A 16,382-nucleotide genomic window follows, 5' to 3' on the forward strand; every position below is an offset into this window, starting at 1 on the left:
TCCTCTGACACCGCACAATCCGGTGGGACCATAGCAAGGCTTCACCAGCAAGCCAGTGCGCACGTGTAGAACTCGCGCCGCACAAGGCGCCGGCACGCCCGCTCCCGGCACCTCTCACCGACGGATTCCCCTTACGAAACAAGGGTGACGACCGGATTTTAACGGAGCAGATTCGGTTCCAAAAGATACCAAACCTAAAGGCTTTCCCACGTAGATTTTTGCCCGGTTCCACCAGTGGCGAAGACCATGGGCAGCGCTGCGTCGTCATTTCTCGGCCCGATCGCGGGCGCACTGGAGGGCGGCCGTCCCAAGCTGACGGCCGAGCGGCTGGCGCGCCGTGCCCGGCAGCGCCGCCAGATCCAGTCGATGATCGGCAGCTGCTTCATCCTCGATGCTGTCGTGCTGCTGATCTACGCCCATGCCGGCACGACGTCGGTTTCCGTCGCGACCGGCTACGCCCTGAGCGGCCTCACTCTGGTCGCGGCCTATGTGCTGCTCTCCGAACTCGGATTCCATGAACGCTTCCGCAACCACTATCTGACCGTGCCGCAATCGGCCATCAACATGGTGAACCTCCTGCTGTTCACCTACATCGCGCCGGAAGTCGGCGTGCTATTTCTCTGCAATCTTTTCGTGGTTTTCGGCTTCGGCGCGCTCCGCACCTCGGCGTGCCAGAGCGCCATCGTCTGGACCGTGATGTTGCTGGGCCTGGCGGGGCTGTTTCTGTGGACCGACAAGCCGATCGGAATGCCGACCGGCACCATGCTCGACCGCCTTGCCACCATGCTGGTATTCGCACTGACCATCGGCCGCTGCATGTTCCTCGGCATCCTCTCGAGTTCGATGCAGCAATCGCTGTATCAGAGCGGGTTGAAGCTGAAGGAAGCCTACCGGCGCATCGAGGAGCTCGCAGAGCTCGATGAGCTGACCGGTGCCTTCAATCGCCGCTGCATCATGCGCATGCTCGAGGAAGAGGTCGCGCGCTGCGCGCGCAACGGCAGCACCTCGGCGGTGGCGCTGATCGACCTCGACCATTTCAAGCGCATCAACGACCTCTACGGCCATCCGATCGGCGACGAAGCGCTGCGAACCTTCGCCATCAGCATGTTCGCCAATATCCGCAGCATCGACCGCTTTGGCCGCTATGGCGGCGAGGAATTCCTGCTGGTGCTGCCCGATCTGTCCGAGCAAGACGCCACGCGTGCGCTCGAGCGGCTGCGCGCGATCATTGCCGATCTCGACTGGAGCGCGTTCTCGCCGGGCATGCAGGTGACGATGTCCGCTGGAGTCGCGACGCTGCGCCCGAATGAGACCTCCGACACATTGCTCGCCCGCGCCGATCGCGCGCTCTACACAGCCAAGGGCCGGGGACGCAACCGTATCGCCGCCGCCTGACCAACCCATTTCCGTATCCGGCGCCGGAGAAACCGTCGCCGCCTGTATTTGATGCTCCAGGATAGAGTCCATGAGTTCGAAGTCCGCGACCGCCCCCGAAAGTCTGCTCGACGAATTGCAGACGACGCTCGCCCACGGCACCGTGGCACGCCGGGTCGAGACGCTGCGTCGTGTGACCGATCTCTTCATCAACGGCTCGGTGGACTATTCGGACGAGCAGATCGGGCTGTTCGACGATGTTTTCCAGTGCTTGCTCGAGCATATCGAAAGCTCAGCCAAGGCACTGCTCTCGAACCGGCTCGCGCCGATCGATAGCGCGCCGCCGCGGACGATCCGCACGCTCGCCTTCGACGACCTGATCGAGGTTGCCGGCCCCGTGCTCGCGCGCTCGGCCCGGCTCGACGACGATGCCCTGATCGAGACGGCGCGCAGCAAGAGCCAGGCGCATCTTTTGGCGATTTCGACCAGAACGGCACTGAGCAGCGCCGTCACCGACGTCCTGGTGCTGCGCGGCAATGACGAGGTGATCCAGAGCACGGTCAACAATCCCGGCGCGGAATTCACCGAGCGCGGCTTCACCCGCCTGGTCAGCCGCGCCGGGGGCGACGACAATCTGTCGACCTGCGTCGGCCTGCGTCCGAGCATTCCGCGGCATCTCTATCTGAAGCTGGTTGCGAAGGCATCCGACACTGTTCGGCAACGGCTCGAGGCCGCGAATCCGCAACAGGCCAAGGAAATCCCGATTGCGGTGAAGGAAGCAACGCGACGCGCGCGCTCTGCCCCCGGTGCGGTCACGTCAGACACCACGATCGCGCATGCGCTGATCAAGTCACTCTACGACGACGGCCGGCTCGACGAATTCCAGCTCGCGGCGTTTGCCGAAGCCGGCAAGTTCGACGAGACCAACGCCTCGCTTGCCGCGCTCGCCAGCGTCACCGTCGGCATCGCCGAGAACATGATGATCGAAACCCGCGCCGAGGGCGTCATGATCCTCGCCAAGGTGTCGGGCCTGTCATGGTCGACCGTGCGGGCCATCATCCATCTGCGCGACGAGATTTCAGGCGGCGAACCAACCGACTTGCAGGCCTGCAAGGACACCTATGAGCGCTTGCGGCCCTCGACCGCGCAGCAGGTCTTGCGCTTCCACCGCATGCAGCAATCCGCGCCCGCGGCCTAGTACTTCAGCACCCGCGCCCCGGCGAGCCCACCGATCCCCGCAACGATCGCGGTCGCGAGCGTGTACCAGGTCGCCACGAACAGCGGCGAATCGTCGGTGCAGTGCGACGCGTAGAGCGTCGCGGCAAATCCCGCCGACAGCATGCCGGCGATCGCACCGGCGACAGCAGGCCGTGCCGGCGCCCCCTGACGCAGCGCGTACAACGCGCCGGCGAGCAGCGGCAAAGACATCTCGGGGATCGCGGACATGCAGTAGCGCGAATTGGTGCCGACCAGCCGCGTCATCATCGGCGCCCGCTGCGGCATCATCATCTCGCCGCTGATGCCGGCAACGAGGATGCCCACAGGGATCAAGAGCCACCAGCCGAAGCCGCGCAGCGAAGCTTCCGGACGCGAAAGATGCAGGCTGACCGCGGTCGCCGAGATCGCCAGCGCCAGTGTAATGGCAAACTTCAGGTCGAAGAACGGATTATGCATCGCGGTCATGACGTCCGGGCGCACCCCGAGCTCGGCGAAGAACATCAAGAGCGCGACCGGGGCCGCCGCAAGGAGCGCCAGCATCAGCGTAAAGCCAACCGGGCGAGCCCGGTTCTCATTGTCGGCAGCCAGCGTTCGAATGAGTTGATCGGTATCCATGCTCATTGTTCCCGCAATTTCGCCGTCAGGCTCGTCAGACCGCGATGCAGCGCCACCCGTACGGCGCCCTCGCTCATCGACAACTTGGCCGCCGTGTCCTTGATCGAGGCGCTGTCGACCGCAATCGATTGCAGCACGTCGCGCTGCCGTGCAGGCAGGGCCTGCAGTTGAGCGGACACTTCGCTCGCCGAGGCGGTCGGCTCGGCCACCTCCCCCGGCAGGGTCTCGGCGAAGTCATCGATGTTGACGAAGATCCGCCTGCCGCGGCGGCGCAGGGCGTCGATCAGCTTGTTGCGCGCAATCGCGAACAGCCACGGCGCGAACGGAGCGTTCGTGTCCCAAGTGTGCCGCTTCAAATGCACCGCCAACAAGATGTCCTGCACGATGTCCTCGGACTGGTCGACCGGTTGTCCCGCGCGCGCCAGACCACGGCGCGCCGCTGCGCGGAGCACCGGCGTGACGGCCCTGAGCAGGCGATGATACGCCGCACTGTCGCCTGCAATGGCCGACCGCATCAGGCCGGTCCACTCGTCTTCACGTTCGCGCACGCGCGCTCCTAGACTGCAATTCGACCGATCCATCAATTTGTTACGCCGAAGGCTCCGAGATCACGATCTCGTGATCATGGGTGCTGCGGCGACGGTATCAGCACCGGGGCGTGGAGAATCGTCCCGGCGGCTTCCTCGAGATCTTGCTCATAACATCGATCCCAATACGAGGCATCGGTCGCCCTGCGCCATCCCGGTCTGCACGCGGAGAATTGCCCAGCTTTTGCCCGCTCGGGCCCGAAGATTCCCTTTTTTTGCCCCGGTGTAGACACGCAGCGGGGTCTCATTTCGGCGTGGGGACGGGCGAATGGGGAGATAATCAAATGAAAATCAATGCCAGCGGGCGCTTGGCCTTGATAGTTGGGACAGGGCTCTTGGTGTGTGTCGCCGGTCCGTTACCGGCGGGTGCGGCTGGTTCTGATACCGCCGCGTCGACATCCGACAGTGCCGCGGCTGGTAAATCCGTCCGGCAGAGTTCGCGGCACGGCAAGCGCGATGCCCACCGCAAGTCCGACAGGACCGCCGACCAGTCCGAGAGCAAGAAGGCCGGTAACGACGCCGGCAGCGTGACGTCGGCGGGTATCCCGGCCTCGATCGCCAACGCCAATGCGGAGCTGACCTCCAGCGACGACAATGCGAACGCGGCTCCCAAGGCCAATGACAAGCCGGCCGAAGCGCAGCTAGCCGCCGACACCAGCGTGGTCGCATCCGACCAGCTCAACGACGTCGATCGTGCCTTGCAGCAGGCGCAGCCCGCGGAACAGACGCAACCCGTTCAGCAGCAGCAAGCAGCGCAGCAGGAGGCCCCGACGGCCCAGCCGCAGACCGTCGCGATGGCCTCGGACAAGCCCGCCCCGGTTCTGGCAAGCGGCGAAAGCTCAAGCTTGGACCAGACCTCGCTGATCGGAAAGATCTTCATCGGCTTCGGCGCCCTGCTCACGGTCGCCTCCGCCGCGCGCATGTTCATGGCGTAAGCCGCGCAGCATCGCGGCTGCGGCGCGGGTAGCGCCGCACCGCGGTTCCCCTCCTTGAGCCCCTTGAAGCGCAATCCGCCAGCGGGCACATTGCCTGGCAAATCAGGCACGGGGTTGCGTCCATGACTACGTTCGAATTCATCATCGTCGAGAGCAAGGGGCCGGTCGGCGTCATTACACTCAACCGCCCGAAGATGCTGAATGCACTGTCGTTCGGTGTATTCCGCGAGATTGCCGCCGCAGTCGACGATCTCGAGGCCGACGACAAGATCGGCTGTCTCTTGATCACCGGCAGCGAAAAGGCCTTTGCGGCCGGCGCCGATATCAAGGAGATGCAGCCGAAGGGCTTCGTCGACATGTTCAACAGCGACTTCGCCGCGATCGGCGGCGACCGCGTCGCGCGGTGCCGCAAGCCGACGATTGCGGCGGTGGCCGGTTATGCGTTGGGCGGCGGCTGCGAGCTCGCGATGATGTGCGACATCATCATCGCCGCCGACAACGCCAAATTCGGCCAGCCGGAGATCACGCTCGGCACCATCCCGGGCATTGGCGGCACGCAACGCCTGACCCGTGCGATCGGCAAGTCCAAGGCCATGGATCTCTGCCTTACCGGGCGGATGATGGATGCCGCTGAAGCCGAGCGCTCGGGCCTCGTGTCGCGGATCGTTCCCGCCGACAAGTTGATGGAAGAGGCGCTCGCCGCGGCCGAAAAGATCGCCTCGATGTCGCAGCCCGCCGCTGCGATGGCCAAGGAGGCCATCAACCGCGCCTTCGAGACACCATTGTCGGAAGGCATGAGTGTCGAGCGCAACCTGTTCCACTCGACCTTCGCCCTGGAAGACCGCGCCGAAGGCATGGCGGCGTTCATCGAGAAGCGCAAGCCGGTCAACAAGAACCGCTAGCGCGCCCGGCTCCAGCGCCGCGCTGACCAGCGCGCGATAGGCGCGCTCCGTGAAGTGCGTGGGCTTGTCGAGGCCGAGCCGCGCCAGGCACTCGCGGTCGGCGGCGTCAGGCGGATGCCTCACCCCCTGCCACAGCAGGCCGGCGAGTTGCAGCGGGGTCCGCTGCGCCTGCTGCAGGATTTGCAGGGCCGGGATCAAACGCTGCTCGATTTCGGTGAAATCGCTGCCGAACGGGAACGACGGCAACAAACCCGCGTCACGCGCGGGTTTCAGCGCGCCGCTGATACGCTCCGGATGGTTTTCGCGATGAGCGGTGGGAATTTCATAATTGCGCGGTAGCTTGCCGGCGTCCTTGGCCTGCCGCATCAGCTCGCTCTGGAAGCGGGAATCTGCGACCTGCAGCATCGCCGCGATGACGTCGGCGTCGGATTGCCCGCGCACGTCGGCGACGCCGTATTCAGTGACGAAGATGTCGCGCAGGTGTCTGGGAATGGTCTCATGCTCGTAGGACCAGCGGATGTTCGACTGGGTCTTGTTGCCCGCCTGATGGGTCGCTTCCAGCGCCAGCACCGAACGCGCGCCCTGAAGCGCAAACGCCTGCGCCACGAAATTGTACTGGCCGCCGACGCCGCTCACGATCTGGCCGTTCTCGAGACCGTCCGAGATCGCAGCGCCCAATAGCGTCGCCATCATCGTGTTGTTGACGAAGCGCGCATCGACGCGGGCGCGGCGCTTGGCGTCCTCGTCGCCGAAGATTTCGTTGGTGAAGGACACCGGCATCATCTGGATCCGCGCCAGCTGCTCGCCCGTCATCTCGCGCAGCGCCCGATAGAACGATTGCGGCCCGAGGAAGAATGCGCCATGCAGGATCACGCCGTCGACGTCGCGCTTGAGAATGCCAGCATCGATCAGCCCGAGGAACGCCTCGAACAGCATCTCACTGACGCCGTAGAGGCCTTTCGCGAACGATCCGGTTTCGACCGCAGCCAGTTGCTCGGCATCAGGGGCAAGCCGCTCCATGATGCCGTGGAACTGCGCATTATTGCGATGGCGAACCACGAGGCCCTGCGCCAGCGCATCGCCGACCTGGCCGATGCCGATCTGAAGGGTGCCGCCGTCGCGCACCAGGCCCGCGGCATGCAGCCCGATGGCATATTTGGTGTCGCTGATCGGCTCGGATGGCGGCGCGAACAGCGGAAAGTCGGTGCCGGGGCTGTCGAGCACCGCGGCAAATTCGTCCGCCGGCAGGTCGCCGGCGCCCGGCATGAACGGCAGCTCGGAATTGACCTGCGCGACCAGCTTGAACGATGCGCGTCCCTGCGCGCGGGCGCGCAGGACGTCGAGCGTCGTATCGGTATTACAGCTCAGGCTATAGCGTACCACGCCGTCGACCACGCGCTTGGCGACGAGTTGGGGCACGACGTTCAGCCCACGCGACAGCAGGTACGACGCCGCATGGGTATAGTTCGCAGAGATGTAATTCTGCTGTGCGTAGGGTGAATACAGCCACTGTCCTGCGAGGAAGAAGAATTCGATCACCTTGATGTTGGGCGGCGATGCGCCGGTATGCAACGCATCCGCGTAAGCGAGATCCGGATAGCCGCCAAACAGACGATCGATCACCGGGCCGATGAAGCGACGTTCGAGCAGGTTTTTCGGCTTCGGCTTTTCCAGCGTCAGCGCGGAGAACAGCGTCAGGTTGATGGAGCGGTCGGCGGCGGCCCGGGCATACAGCGCGTTGACGATGTGGTTGGCCTTGCCAAGGCCAAGGGGCAGCCCGACCACCAGGTCAGTTCCGACATCGCGAATGATATGTTCCGCGATGGCCTCGGGAGCAGAGAAGATTTGCGGCATCAGGAATGAACCCGGCGGGGCTGTGGACAACCGGCTTCTGGATCGGCGGCCGGCGCTTCGAACTTATACTTCATATGACATTCACGTTCGCCTGTGACGAACCCGCAACAGACAAGAATCGAATTGCTGTACAGATGCCCTGCGGCGGTTTGCCTGTGGCAGCGCCGCCCCCTAAACAGGTAGATGTGTCGACCGCGTCGGCGAGGCGGACTATCCGGGTTTTGGTTTGCGGGATCATATGGCTGAGCGTGCCGCCAGGGTTGGTGACGTCAAGAGGCGCGTGCTTTTGTCGGGCATCGGCCTTTGCGCACTGGCTTTTGCGCTGTTGACCGCTCCCGCTGTCCGCGCCGAAGGCCTGCCCGATGCTCTGGTCAAGGCGTATCAGACCAATCCGCAGCTCAACGCCGAACGGGCGCGCCAGCGCGCGACCGACGAGAACGTCCCGCAGGCGCTGGCCGGCTACCGGCCACAAATCATCGCGAGCCTCTCGGCCGGTCTGCAGGCGGTGCGCGACCTGTTGCCCGGCAACGTCATCCAGACCGCGACCCTGAAGCCCTGGCAGATCGGGCTGACAGTGAGCCAGACCCTGTTCAACGGCTTCAAGACCGCCAACAGCGTGCGCGTCGCCGAATTGCAGGTACAATCCGGCCGCGAGGCACTGCGCAATGTCGGCCAGGGCGTGCTGCTCGACGCCGTCACCGCCTACACCAACGTGCTGGCCAACCAGACGCTGGTCGACGCGCAGCGCGCCAATGTCGCCTTCCTGAAGGAGACCCAGGCGATCACGCAGCGGCGCCTCAATGCCGGCGACGTCACGCCGACCGATACCGCCCAGGCCGAGGCCCGGCTCAGCCGCGGCCTGGCCGACCTCAACGCCGCCGAAGTCAACCTCGCGGTCAGCCAGGCCACCTATGCGCAAGTGATCGGCAGCCCGCCGTCGCAGTTGCGTCCCGCCGAGGCCATCGACCGGCTGCTGCCGCGCAGCCGCGAGGATGCGATCACGTTTGCGATCCGCGAGCATCCGGCCGTGATGGCGGCGGGCTACGACGTCGACGTCGCCTCGACCTCGATCCGCGTCGCCGAGAGTAGCCTGATGCCGAACGTCACGGTGCAGGGCAGCGTCAGCAAGAACCGCGACTCCGACACCTCGCTCAGCACGTTCGGCACCGATCAGGCCTCCGTGATCGGCCAGGTCACGCAACCGATCTATGACGGCGGCACCGCGGCGTCGCAGACCCGCCAGGCCAAGGAAGTGGCGGCGCAAAGCCGGCTCGTGCTCGACCAGGTCCGCAATCAGGCCAAGACCGCCGTGGTCAGCGCGTGGGTCGCCAATGAGGGCGCCAAGGTCGCGGTCTCCGCGTCTGAATCCGAGGTGAAGGCCGCAACCGTTGCGCTGGCCGGCGTGCAGAAGGAAGCCGCGGGCGGCCAGCGCACCACGGTCGACGTGCTGAATTCGCAGCAGGATTTGATCACGGCCAAGGCGCGGCTGATCGGCGCGCAGCGCGATCGCGTGATCGCCTCCTACACGCTGCTCAGCGCGACCGGACGGCTCGACGTCAAGACGCTCAGCCTCAAGACGCCGGACTATCTGCCCGAGGTCCACTACCATCAGGTCCGCGACGCCTGGCAGGGCCTGCGGACGCCGTCGGGACAATAGGTCTCGACGCGGAACCGCCCGCACGGTTAGTCCCCGGCCCTTCCCGCCTGCGCCATCCCCCGATAACCTCCCTGCCCACCGGCGACCGATAACGCCGAGGCGCTGATAATGCGCATAACAGCCGAGCACGCAGGGAGACGTCCAATGCTGACGCGACGCAGTATGATGCTTGCTTCCATCGCGGCGGGAGTGACCATGACCAGCAGCAACGCATTCTCCAAAGCCTCGCAACCATCGACTGCGGTGAACTTCGACGTGCCCGCCGGCGCGTGCGACTGCCACACCCATATCCATGGCGACCCTGCGAAATTCCCGTTCTTCGCAGGTCGCGTGTACACGCCGGAACCGGCTTCGCCCGAGGAGATGTCCGCGCTGCACAAGGCGCTGCATATCGAGCGCGTGGTGATCGTGACGCCGAGCGTCTACGGCCCCGACAATTCGTCAACGCTGTTCGGCATGATGGCCCGCGGCGCGACGGCTCGCGGGGTGGCCGTGATCGACGACAAGACCAGCGAGAGCGACCTCGACGGCATGCACAAGCCCGGCTTCCGCGGCATCCGCCTCAATCTGGCGACCGGCGGCGTTAACGACCCCAATGTCGGCCGGCAGCGCTTCTCGGCCGCGCTCGAGCGGATGAAGGCGCGTGGCTGGCACGTGCAGCTCTTCACCAGCCTCGCCATGATCACCGCGATCAAGGATCTGGTCGCCGCCTCCCCGGTCCCCGTCGTGTTCGACCATTTCGGCGGCGCCGAGGCCGCGCTCGGCACGGGTCAGCCGGGATTTGCGGACCTGCTCGATCTCGTCAAATCCGGCAAGGCCTATGTCAAGATCTCCGGCGGCTACCGCGCCTCCAGGCTCGCGCCCGATTATCCGGACGCCGCGCCGCTGGCGCAGGCGCTGATCGCGGCGAATGCCGAGCGCATCGTCTGGGGCACCGACTGGCCGCATCCGAATTCGGTGACGCCGCCGGGCAAGAAGATCACCGACGTGACGCCGCTGTATCAGATCGACGACGGTCGCCTCCTCAATCAGCTACCGGTCTGGGCGCCGGATACCGCGGTCCGCAAGACGATCCTGGTCGACAATCCTGCACGGCTCTACGGCTTCAACTCCTAGACCAGGTCCCTATCTCTCGCGCGGCCGGCGCGAGAAAAAGTAGATCAGCACCGGCAGCGTGACCAGGATCACCAGCGGCGCCAGCATCATGCCGGTGACGACGACGATCGCGAGCGGCTTCTGCACCTGCGAGCCGATGCCTTCCGATATCGCGGCCGGCAACAGGCCGACGCCGGCGACAACGCAAGTCATCAGCACCGGGCGAAGCTGCAGCTCGCCGGTGCGGATCACCGCGCGCATCCGGTCGTAGCCCTCATCGATCAGCTGGTTGAACTGCGACAGGATGATGATGCCGTCCATCACGGCGATGCCGAACAGCGCGATGAAGCCGATCGCCGCCGACACGCTGAACGGAATACCCGAGATCAGGAGCCCGAGTACGCCGCCGAAGATCGCCATCGGAATCACGCTCATCGCGAGCATGGTGTCGACCATCGAGCCGAAATTGAAGAACAGCAGCACCGCGATCAGCACGAGGCTGATCGGCACCACGATCGACAGCCGCTTGATCGCGTCCTGCAAATTGCCAAACTCGCCGACCCATTCGAGATGCGAACCGGGCGGCAACTGCACCTGCTCGTTGACCTTCTGCTGCGCCTCGAGGATCGCGCTGCCGAGATCGCGGTCGCGCACCGAGAACTTGATCGGCAGGTAGCGCTCCTGCTGTTCGCGATAGATATAGGCGGCGCCCGAGACCAGGCTGATGTTGGCGACCTCGCTCAGCGGAATCTGCGTGGTGCCGCCGTTGGCGTTCGCAACCCCGATGCGTAGGTTCTGGATCGCTTCGGCGCTCTTGCGGTATTCCGGCGCGAGCCGGACGATGATCGGGAAATGCCGGTCGCTGCCGGGCTCGTAGAGGTCACCGGCGGTGTCGCCGCCAATCGCGACCTTGATTGTGGCATTGATGTCGCCGGGCGCCAGCCCGTAGCGCGCGGCGCGCGCACGGTCGACGTCGATCTGGACGGTCGGCTGGCCCAGTGAGGTGAACACCGCAAGGTCGGTGATGCCCTGCACCGTCGACAGCACGGACTTGATCTTGTTGGCGGTGTCGGTCAGCGCCTGCAGATCGTTGCCATAGAGCTTGATCGAATTCTCGCCCTTCACGCCCGACACCGCCTCCGAGACGTTGTCCTGCAGGTACTGTGAGAAGTTGAATTCGACGCCGGGGAATTTGTCCTGCAACTGCGCGAGCAATTGCGCGGTGAGTTCGTCCTTGTCATGGGTGCCCGGCCATTCGCCGGCCGGCTTCAGAGGTGCGAAGAATTCGGCATTGAAGAATCCCGCGGCGTCGGTGCCGTCGTCGGGGCGACCATGCTGCGACACCACCGACACCACTTCGGGACGGCTGCGGATCAGCCGCCGCATCTCGTTGACGTAGGAGTTGCCTTCCTGCAGCGAGATCGTCGGCGGCAGCGTGGCGCGGATCCACAGATTGCCTTCCTCCAACTTGGGCAGGAATTCGAGACCGAGGAACCGCACGAAGATGATCGTCATGACCACGAGGCCTACGGCGCCGGCCATCACGATCTTGCGGTTGGCGATCGCCCAGTTCAGGACTGGCAGGTAGATCGCGTCGAGTTTCCTGACGATCCAGGTCTCGGTTTCATGGATGTGCGCCGGCAGAATGATCGCACTCAGCGCCGGCGTTACCGTGAAGGTCGCCAGCAGACCGCCGGCCAGCGCATAGGCATAGGTGCGCGCCATCGGGCCGAAGATGTTGCCTTCGACGCCTCCAAGCGTGAACAGCGGCAGGAATGCGGCGACGATGATGGTGGCGGCAAAGAAGATCGAGCGCGAGACGTCGGCCGCGGCCGACAGGATCGCATGGCTCTTCATCCCCATCACCGTGTCCTGGGAGATGTGGCTCTGTTCGGCCTCCGACAGTGCAGTGGTCTGCGACAGCCGCCGGAAGATCGCTTCCACCATGATAACGGTGGCATCGACGATCAGGCCGAAGTCGATCGCACCGACCGACAGCAGGTTGGCGGACTCGCCACGCAGCACCAAGATGATCACGGCGAAGAACAGCGCGAACGGAATCGTCGCGCCGACGATCAGTGCGCTTCTGAGATCACCGAGGAAAATCCACTGCAGCAGCACAATCAGGAGGATGCCGACCACCATGTTGTGCAGCACGGTGTGGGTGGTGAGCTCAATCAGGTCCTTGCGGTCGTAGATCCGTTCGATCTTCACGCCTGGCGGCAGGATCGTCGAATTGTTGATCTGGCTGACGAGCTCCTCGACGCGGGCGATCGTCGGTGAGCTTTTCTCGCCACGGCGCATCAGCACGATGCCCTGCACGATGTCGTCGTCATTGTCGATGCCGGCGATGCCGAGCCGCGGCTTCTCGCCGACGGTCACAGTGCCGACGTCCTTGACCAGCACGGGATTGCCGCCGGACTGCGAGATCATGGTGTTGGCGAGGTCGTCGATCGATCGGATCAGGCCGACGCCGCGTACCACGGCCGATTGCGAGCCGATGTTGACGGTGTTGCCGCCGACATTGATGTTGGCGTTGGAGACGGCTTGCAGCACCTGCGGCAGGGTCAGGCCGTTGGCGACCAGCTTGTTGAAGTCGACCTGAATCTCGTAGGTCTTGGTCTTGCCGCCCCAGCCGGTGACGTCGATCACGCCGGGCACTGCGCGGAAGCGACGCTGCAGCACCCAGTCCTGCAGCGTCTTGAGGTCCAGCACGCTGTAGTTCGGCGGCCCCTTGAGCCGGTATCGGAAAATTTCACCGATCGGGCTCGTCGGCGAGATGCCGGGCTGCACGTTACCCGGCAACGGCGCGAGCTGCGACAAGCGGTTGAGCACCTGCTGCAGCGCTTCGTCGTAGGTGTAGTCGAAGGAGAACTGCAGCTTGACGTCTGATAGTCCGTACAGCGAGATGGTACGGATGGTGCGCAGGTTCTTGATACCGGCGACCTGGGTCTCGATCGGGATCGTGATATAGCGCTCGATCTCTTCGGCCGAGAGGCCCGGGCTCTGCGTCACGACGTCGACCATCGGCGGGGTCGGATCGGGATAGGCCTCGATGTTGAGCTGCTGGAACGCGAGCACGCCGCCGATCAACACGACGGCGAACAGGGCCACCATCAAGTAGCGGCGGTTGACGGCAAGGGCGACAAGACGATCCATTCAGATCGGCGCTTTCAGGCTGGAAGAACTTTTTTGATTGAGCATGATCTCCGCGCAAACACGTTGCGCGTTTGCCGTGAGGGAAATTCGCTTCACGCTGTTCTTGATCATGCTTTAGGTGCCGGACGCGGCGCGGTCGATGAAGAGGCTGCCCCTGGTCACGACCTGCTCGCCCGGCTTCAGATTGCCCGCGACCTCGACGAGATCGCCATTGGTGAGTCCGGGCTTGATCTGACGCAGCTCGATCGTCTTGTCATCGCGGGCGATCCAGACCCGAACCTGGTCGCCCTCGTAGATCAGCGCCTGCTTCGGCACCCCGACCCCCGGATGATCGCCGGTCGAGTACAGCGTCACGTTGGCGAACATCTCCGGTTTCAGCCGGTTGTCCGTGTTGTCGATGGTGGCGCGGACCAGCAGGCGGCGTGACGTCGGATCGATCGCGGCCGCCACATAGTTGATCCGGGCGGTCAGCACCTTGCCCGGCAACGCCATCACACTGAAGCTGACGTCCTGGCCGACCGCGACATTGTCGGCATCGGATTCCCGCACATAGGCGATCAGCCAGACGGTGGAGAGATCGCCGATCACGTAGACCGGATCGCTGGCGCCGGTCGAGACATACTGGCCCGGGCCGGCCTTGCGCTGCACGATGGTGCCGGCGATCGGCGCGAACACGGTCGTCTCCGGATTGAGCCGGCCCTTCTGCTGCAGGGTCGTGATGGCATCATCGCCGAAGCCGAGGATGTGCAATTTGTTCTGCGCGGCTTCCAGCAGGGTCTGCGCCGAGCGCGCGTCATTCTGAGCCTGCACCAGCGTCGCCTGGGCCTGCTGATAATCCTTCAGCGGGATCGCCTTGCCCTCGGACAGATCCTTGGCGCGCGTCTCCTGGATCTGCGCGAGATCGAGCGCCGACTGCGCCTTGTTGAGGCCGGTCATCGCCGCGACATAGTCGTTCTGGGCCTGCACCGTGTCGGCGGCCTCGATCACGAACAGCGGCTGTCCCTTGGTCACGGTCTCGCCCGGTCGCACCAGCAGGCGGGTGACGCGGCCAGTATAGGGCGAATACACCGGCGTGGAACGATCCTCGTCGATACCGATTTTGCCCTCGGTGACCAGCTCGGAGCGGAACGTATGCTCGGTGACGGGCTGGAACGTGAGGGTCGCCCATTCCGCCGCCGTCGGCGTGTAGCGCGCTCCCCCCTTGCGGGATTGGCTCGAGACGTCCGAGGAGGTCTGCTTTGCTGTGCTGAACCGCGTATAGCCGTAGACGCCGGCAGCGGCGACCACCAGCAATGTCACGGCCGCCATCAGGCGCGGGCGGCTCTGCATTCGTTGGGTAAGCTCTCTAAGCATGCGGTCCGGAGGTCGATCGTTGCGGCTTCCGGCGGGACGGCCCCAACGGTGCGCTAATAGTGCCGAATTGGTGTTGCAAACAACCTAAAAATCTCAATTCGGCGCCGGTCGGAGGTTAAAGTTTAATAGCCCGAACCGCGGCTGAATGCCTCACCCGGGCCATTCCGGGATATGGCTGCCGAGCGGCATCGCCGGACGAGCCCAATAGGCGGGGGTCTTGGATAGCACCGCGGCGTGCCTGACCGAGCTCAGAGTGCCGAAACCGGACGGAAGCTGCTCGATGAAGGGCATGACCGCGTCGGCCTTGAGATCCTCGGTCGCGAGGCCCTCTGCAACGCGGCCGAGATTCCACAGCCAGCGCCCGGTCTGCGCGAGCGACACCCGGACGTGCCAGCTGCCGCCCTCGCGCGCCTGGCGGGCCTTCGCCATCATGGCGCCGAACGCCATGAAATATCCGGTGGCATGGTCGAGCATCTGCGCCGGCAGCTCCTTCGGCCCGTCGACGCCGGCCGCCTGCCCTTCGGCGTGATTGAAGCCGGTCGTGGTCTGCACCAGCGAATCGAAGCCCCGGCGTTCCGCCCACGGTCCGGCATCGCCATAGGCCGACAACGTCACATAGATGATGCCGGGGTTGATGCGCGCCGCCTCCTGCGGCGAGAAGCCGAGGCGCGCGATCGCCTGCGGACGATAGCCCTGCGAAAAGATATCCGCCTGCGCCACCAGGCCGCGCATCACGCCGCGCCCCTGTTCGCTTCGGAGCTCGACGAAGCTCGTCAGCTTGCCGCGGCCGGTGTCGATGGTCAGCCATGGGATGACAGGCAGATCGGAGCCGGAAATCAGCAGCACGTCGGCGCCGTGCGCGGCGAGCGTGCGGCCGGCGACAGGGCCTGCGATGACGCGTGACAAATCGAGGACGCGGATGCCAGCCAGCGGCCGGTCGCCCGCCGGCCAGGGCTTCGGCGCAGCCTCGCCGATCTTCTCGAGGGAGATCAGCGGCAATGTCGCAAGCTCTTTGGCATGCGGCGTCGCCGACCATACGTCGTGCGAGCGCATCAGCGCGACGACGCCGCCGGCCGCATAGGCGGCAGTTTCGAACGCCTCGCCGTCCCATTGCAGCAGTGCGGCCTGGACGTCGTCGCGCTCCGCCTCGCAGTTCAGCACCTTGCAGACGGCGTCGCGATGATGCGGAAAATTGGTGTGGAGGCGGACGAAGCGTCCGCCGTTGACCCGGTAGACGCCAGCGATCTTGTCCCAGGCCGGCGGCGGCGGTTTGTCGTCGACGCGCAGATAACGCTCGCTCCGGCATTCGACAACGGCGTGGCGCATGTCGACTGAAACGTCCTGCTTCTCGCCGCTGCGAGTTTTCCATATCTCTGCCGCCGCAAGGCCCGCGGCTGCGATCGAGGCCTGCGCTGCGGCCGCAACGCGAAATGACGACGGCAGTTGCGGCTCCGCGCCGGTCAGCCTGACCGCGTCGAGCGCGGACGGCGCACCGCCGGCCGCAGTCCAGATATCGGCAAGGATTTCATTGACGTCCTGCATGAGGATTCCTCGACCAGATAGTTCTATGCCCGAGCATGATGACAGAAAAGCGGTGCCCGGTTGTGCCGGTCATGCTTAGGTTCCGGATCAT

Annotated in this window: 11 protein-coding genes and 1 pseudogene; 6 read left to right on the forward strand and 6 right to left on the reverse strand. The window is 64.9% G+C overall.

Annotated elements, in window-relative coordinates; translation table 11 throughout:
• The first annotated feature begins 246 nt into the window (after positions 1-246).
• Both ACP2YO_RS31320 and ACP2YO_RS31325 read left to right on the forward strand, forming a co-directional pair.
• Positions 247-1,395 (forward strand): GGDEF domain-containing protein, encoded by a 1,149-nt coding sequence (locus ACP2YO_RS31320; RefSeq protein ID WP_426435000.1) that lies wholly within the window; start codon positions 247-249, stop codon positions 1,393-1,395.
• A 70-nt stretch (positions 1,396-1,465) separates the two neighbouring features.
• Positions 1,466-2,572, forward strand: coding sequence for a DUF2336 domain-containing protein (locus ACP2YO_RS31325; protein ID WP_426435001.1), 1,107 nt, complete (start codon positions 1,466-1,468; stop codon positions 2,570-2,572).
• Here the strand turns inward: ACP2YO_RS31325 and ACP2YO_RS31330 are convergent.
• Complete coding sequence (locus tag ACP2YO_RS31330; protein WP_426435002.1) at positions 2,569-3,207, reverse strand: NrsF family protein; 639 nt, start codon at positions 3,205-3,207, stop codon at positions 2,569-2,571. The genes ACP2YO_RS31325 and ACP2YO_RS31330 overlap by 4 nt on opposite strands.
• A gap of 2 nt (positions 3,208-3,209) precedes the next feature.
• A complete protein-coding gene (locus ACP2YO_RS31335) occupies positions 3,210-3,755 on the reverse strand; it encodes a sigma-70 family RNA polymerase sigma factor (RefSeq protein ID WP_426435003.1) in 546 nt (181 codons plus the stop codon).
• 323 nt (positions 3,756-4,078) lie between these two features.
• On the opposite strand from ACP2YO_RS31335, the gene ACP2YO_RS31340 reads away from it, so the two are divergent.
• A complete protein-coding gene (locus ACP2YO_RS31340; protein WP_426435004.1) occupies positions 4,079-4,729 on the forward strand; it encodes a hypothetical protein in 651 nt (216 codons plus the stop codon).
• A gap of 122 nt (positions 4,730-4,851) precedes the next feature.
• Positions 4,852-5,631, forward strand: a complete 780-nt coding sequence (locus tag ACP2YO_RS31345; RefSeq protein WP_426443359.1) for an enoyl-CoA hydratase — start codon at positions 4,852-4,854, stop codon at positions 5,629-5,631.
• 12 nt (positions 5,632-5,643) lie between these two features.
• On the opposite strand, the pseudogene ACP2YO_RS31350 reads toward ACP2YO_RS31345, so the two are convergent.
• Positions 5,644-7,485, reverse strand: a pseudogene (locus ACP2YO_RS31350) (acetyl-CoA hydrolase/transferase C-terminal domain-containing protein); the annotation flags it as partial.
• A gap of 238 nt (positions 7,486-7,723) precedes the next feature.
• Between ACP2YO_RS31350 and ACP2YO_RS31355 the strand changes: the two are divergent.
• Together ACP2YO_RS31355 and ACP2YO_RS31360 are read left to right on the forward strand one after the other, a co-directional pair.
• Positions 7,724-9,142 carry a TolC family outer membrane protein gene (locus ACP2YO_RS31355; RefSeq protein ID WP_426435005.1) on the forward strand — a complete coding sequence of 473 codons (1,419 nt, stop codon included), beginning with the start codon at positions 7,724-7,726 and terminating at the stop codon, positions 9,140-9,142.
• 144 nt (positions 9,143-9,286) lie between these two features.
• A complete protein-coding gene (locus ACP2YO_RS31360; RefSeq protein ID WP_426435006.1) occupies positions 9,287-10,258 on the forward strand; it encodes an amidohydrolase family protein in 972 nt (323 codons plus the stop codon).
• 9 nt (positions 10,259-10,267) lie between these two features.
• Here ACP2YO_RS31360 and ACP2YO_RS31365 read toward each other — a convergent pair whose 3' ends face one another.
• The 3 genes from ACP2YO_RS31365 to ACP2YO_RS31375 form a co-directional block, all read right to left on the reverse strand.
• Positions 10,268-13,396 (reverse strand): efflux RND transporter permease subunit, encoded by a 3,129-nt coding sequence (locus ACP2YO_RS31365; RefSeq protein WP_426435007.1) that lies wholly within the window; start codon positions 13,394-13,396, stop codon positions 10,268-10,270.
• A 114-nt stretch (positions 13,397-13,510) separates the two neighbouring features.
• Complete coding sequence (locus ACP2YO_RS31370) at positions 13,511-14,749, reverse strand: efflux RND transporter periplasmic adaptor subunit (RefSeq protein WP_426435008.1); 1,239 nt, start codon at positions 14,747-14,749, stop codon at positions 13,511-13,513.
• Positions 14,750-14,899: 150 nt separating this feature from the next.
• The gene (locus ACP2YO_RS31375; protein ID WP_426435009.1) at positions 14,900-16,291 is read right to left on the reverse strand and encodes a CoA transferase; all 1,392 of its coding nucleotides are present in this window, start codon (positions 16,289-16,291) and stop codon (positions 14,900-14,902) included.
• Between the last annotated feature and the right edge of the window lie 91 nt (positions 16,292-16,382).

Source organism: Bradyrhizobium genosp. P, from assembly GCF_049949265.1.
GTDB lineage: Bacteria > Pseudomonadota > Alphaproteobacteria > Rhizobiales > Xanthobacteraceae > Bradyrhizobium.

What these genes read in the sequence shown, in the direction of transcription:
- ACP2YO_RS31320 (WP_426435000.1), top strand. Translation starts at nt 247, where the DNA reads ATGGGCAGCGCTGCGTCGTCATTTCTCGGCCCGATCGCGGGCGCACTG.
- ACP2YO_RS31325 (WP_426435001.1), top strand. Translation starts at nt 1,466, where the DNA reads ATGAGTTCGAAGTCCGCGACCGCCCCCGAAAGTCTGCTCGACGAATTG.
- ACP2YO_RS31330 (WP_426435002.1), bottom strand. Translation starts at nt 3,207, where the DNA reads ATGGATACCGATCAACTCATTCGAACGCTGGCTGCCGACAATGAGAAC.
- ACP2YO_RS31340 (WP_426435004.1), top strand. Translation starts at nt 4,079, where the DNA reads ATGAAAATCAATGCCAGCGGGCGCTTGGCCTTGATAGTTGGGACAGGG.
- ACP2YO_RS31345 (WP_426443359.1), top strand. Translation starts at nt 4,852, where the DNA reads ATGACTACGTTCGAATTCATCATCGTCGAGAGCAAGGGGCCGGTCGGC.
- ACP2YO_RS31355 (WP_426435005.1), top strand. Translation starts at nt 7,724, where the DNA reads ATGGCTGAGCGTGCCGCCAGGGTTGGTGACGTCAAGAGGCGCGTGCTT.
- ACP2YO_RS31360 (WP_426435006.1), top strand. Translation starts at nt 9,287, where the DNA reads ATGCTGACGCGACGCAGTATGATGCTTGCTTCCATCGCGGCGGGAGTG.
- ACP2YO_RS31365 (WP_426435007.1), bottom strand. Translation starts at nt 13,396, where the DNA reads ATGGATCGTCTTGTCGCCCTTGCCGTCAACCGCCGCTACTTGATGGTG.
- ACP2YO_RS31370 (WP_426435008.1), bottom strand. Translation starts at nt 14,749, where the DNA reads ATGCTTAGAGAGCTTACCCAACGAATGCAGAGCCGCCCGCGCCTGATG.
- ACP2YO_RS31375 (WP_426435009.1), bottom strand. Translation starts at nt 16,291, where the DNA reads ATGCAGGACGTCAATGAAATCCTTGCCGATATCTGGACTGCGGCCGGC.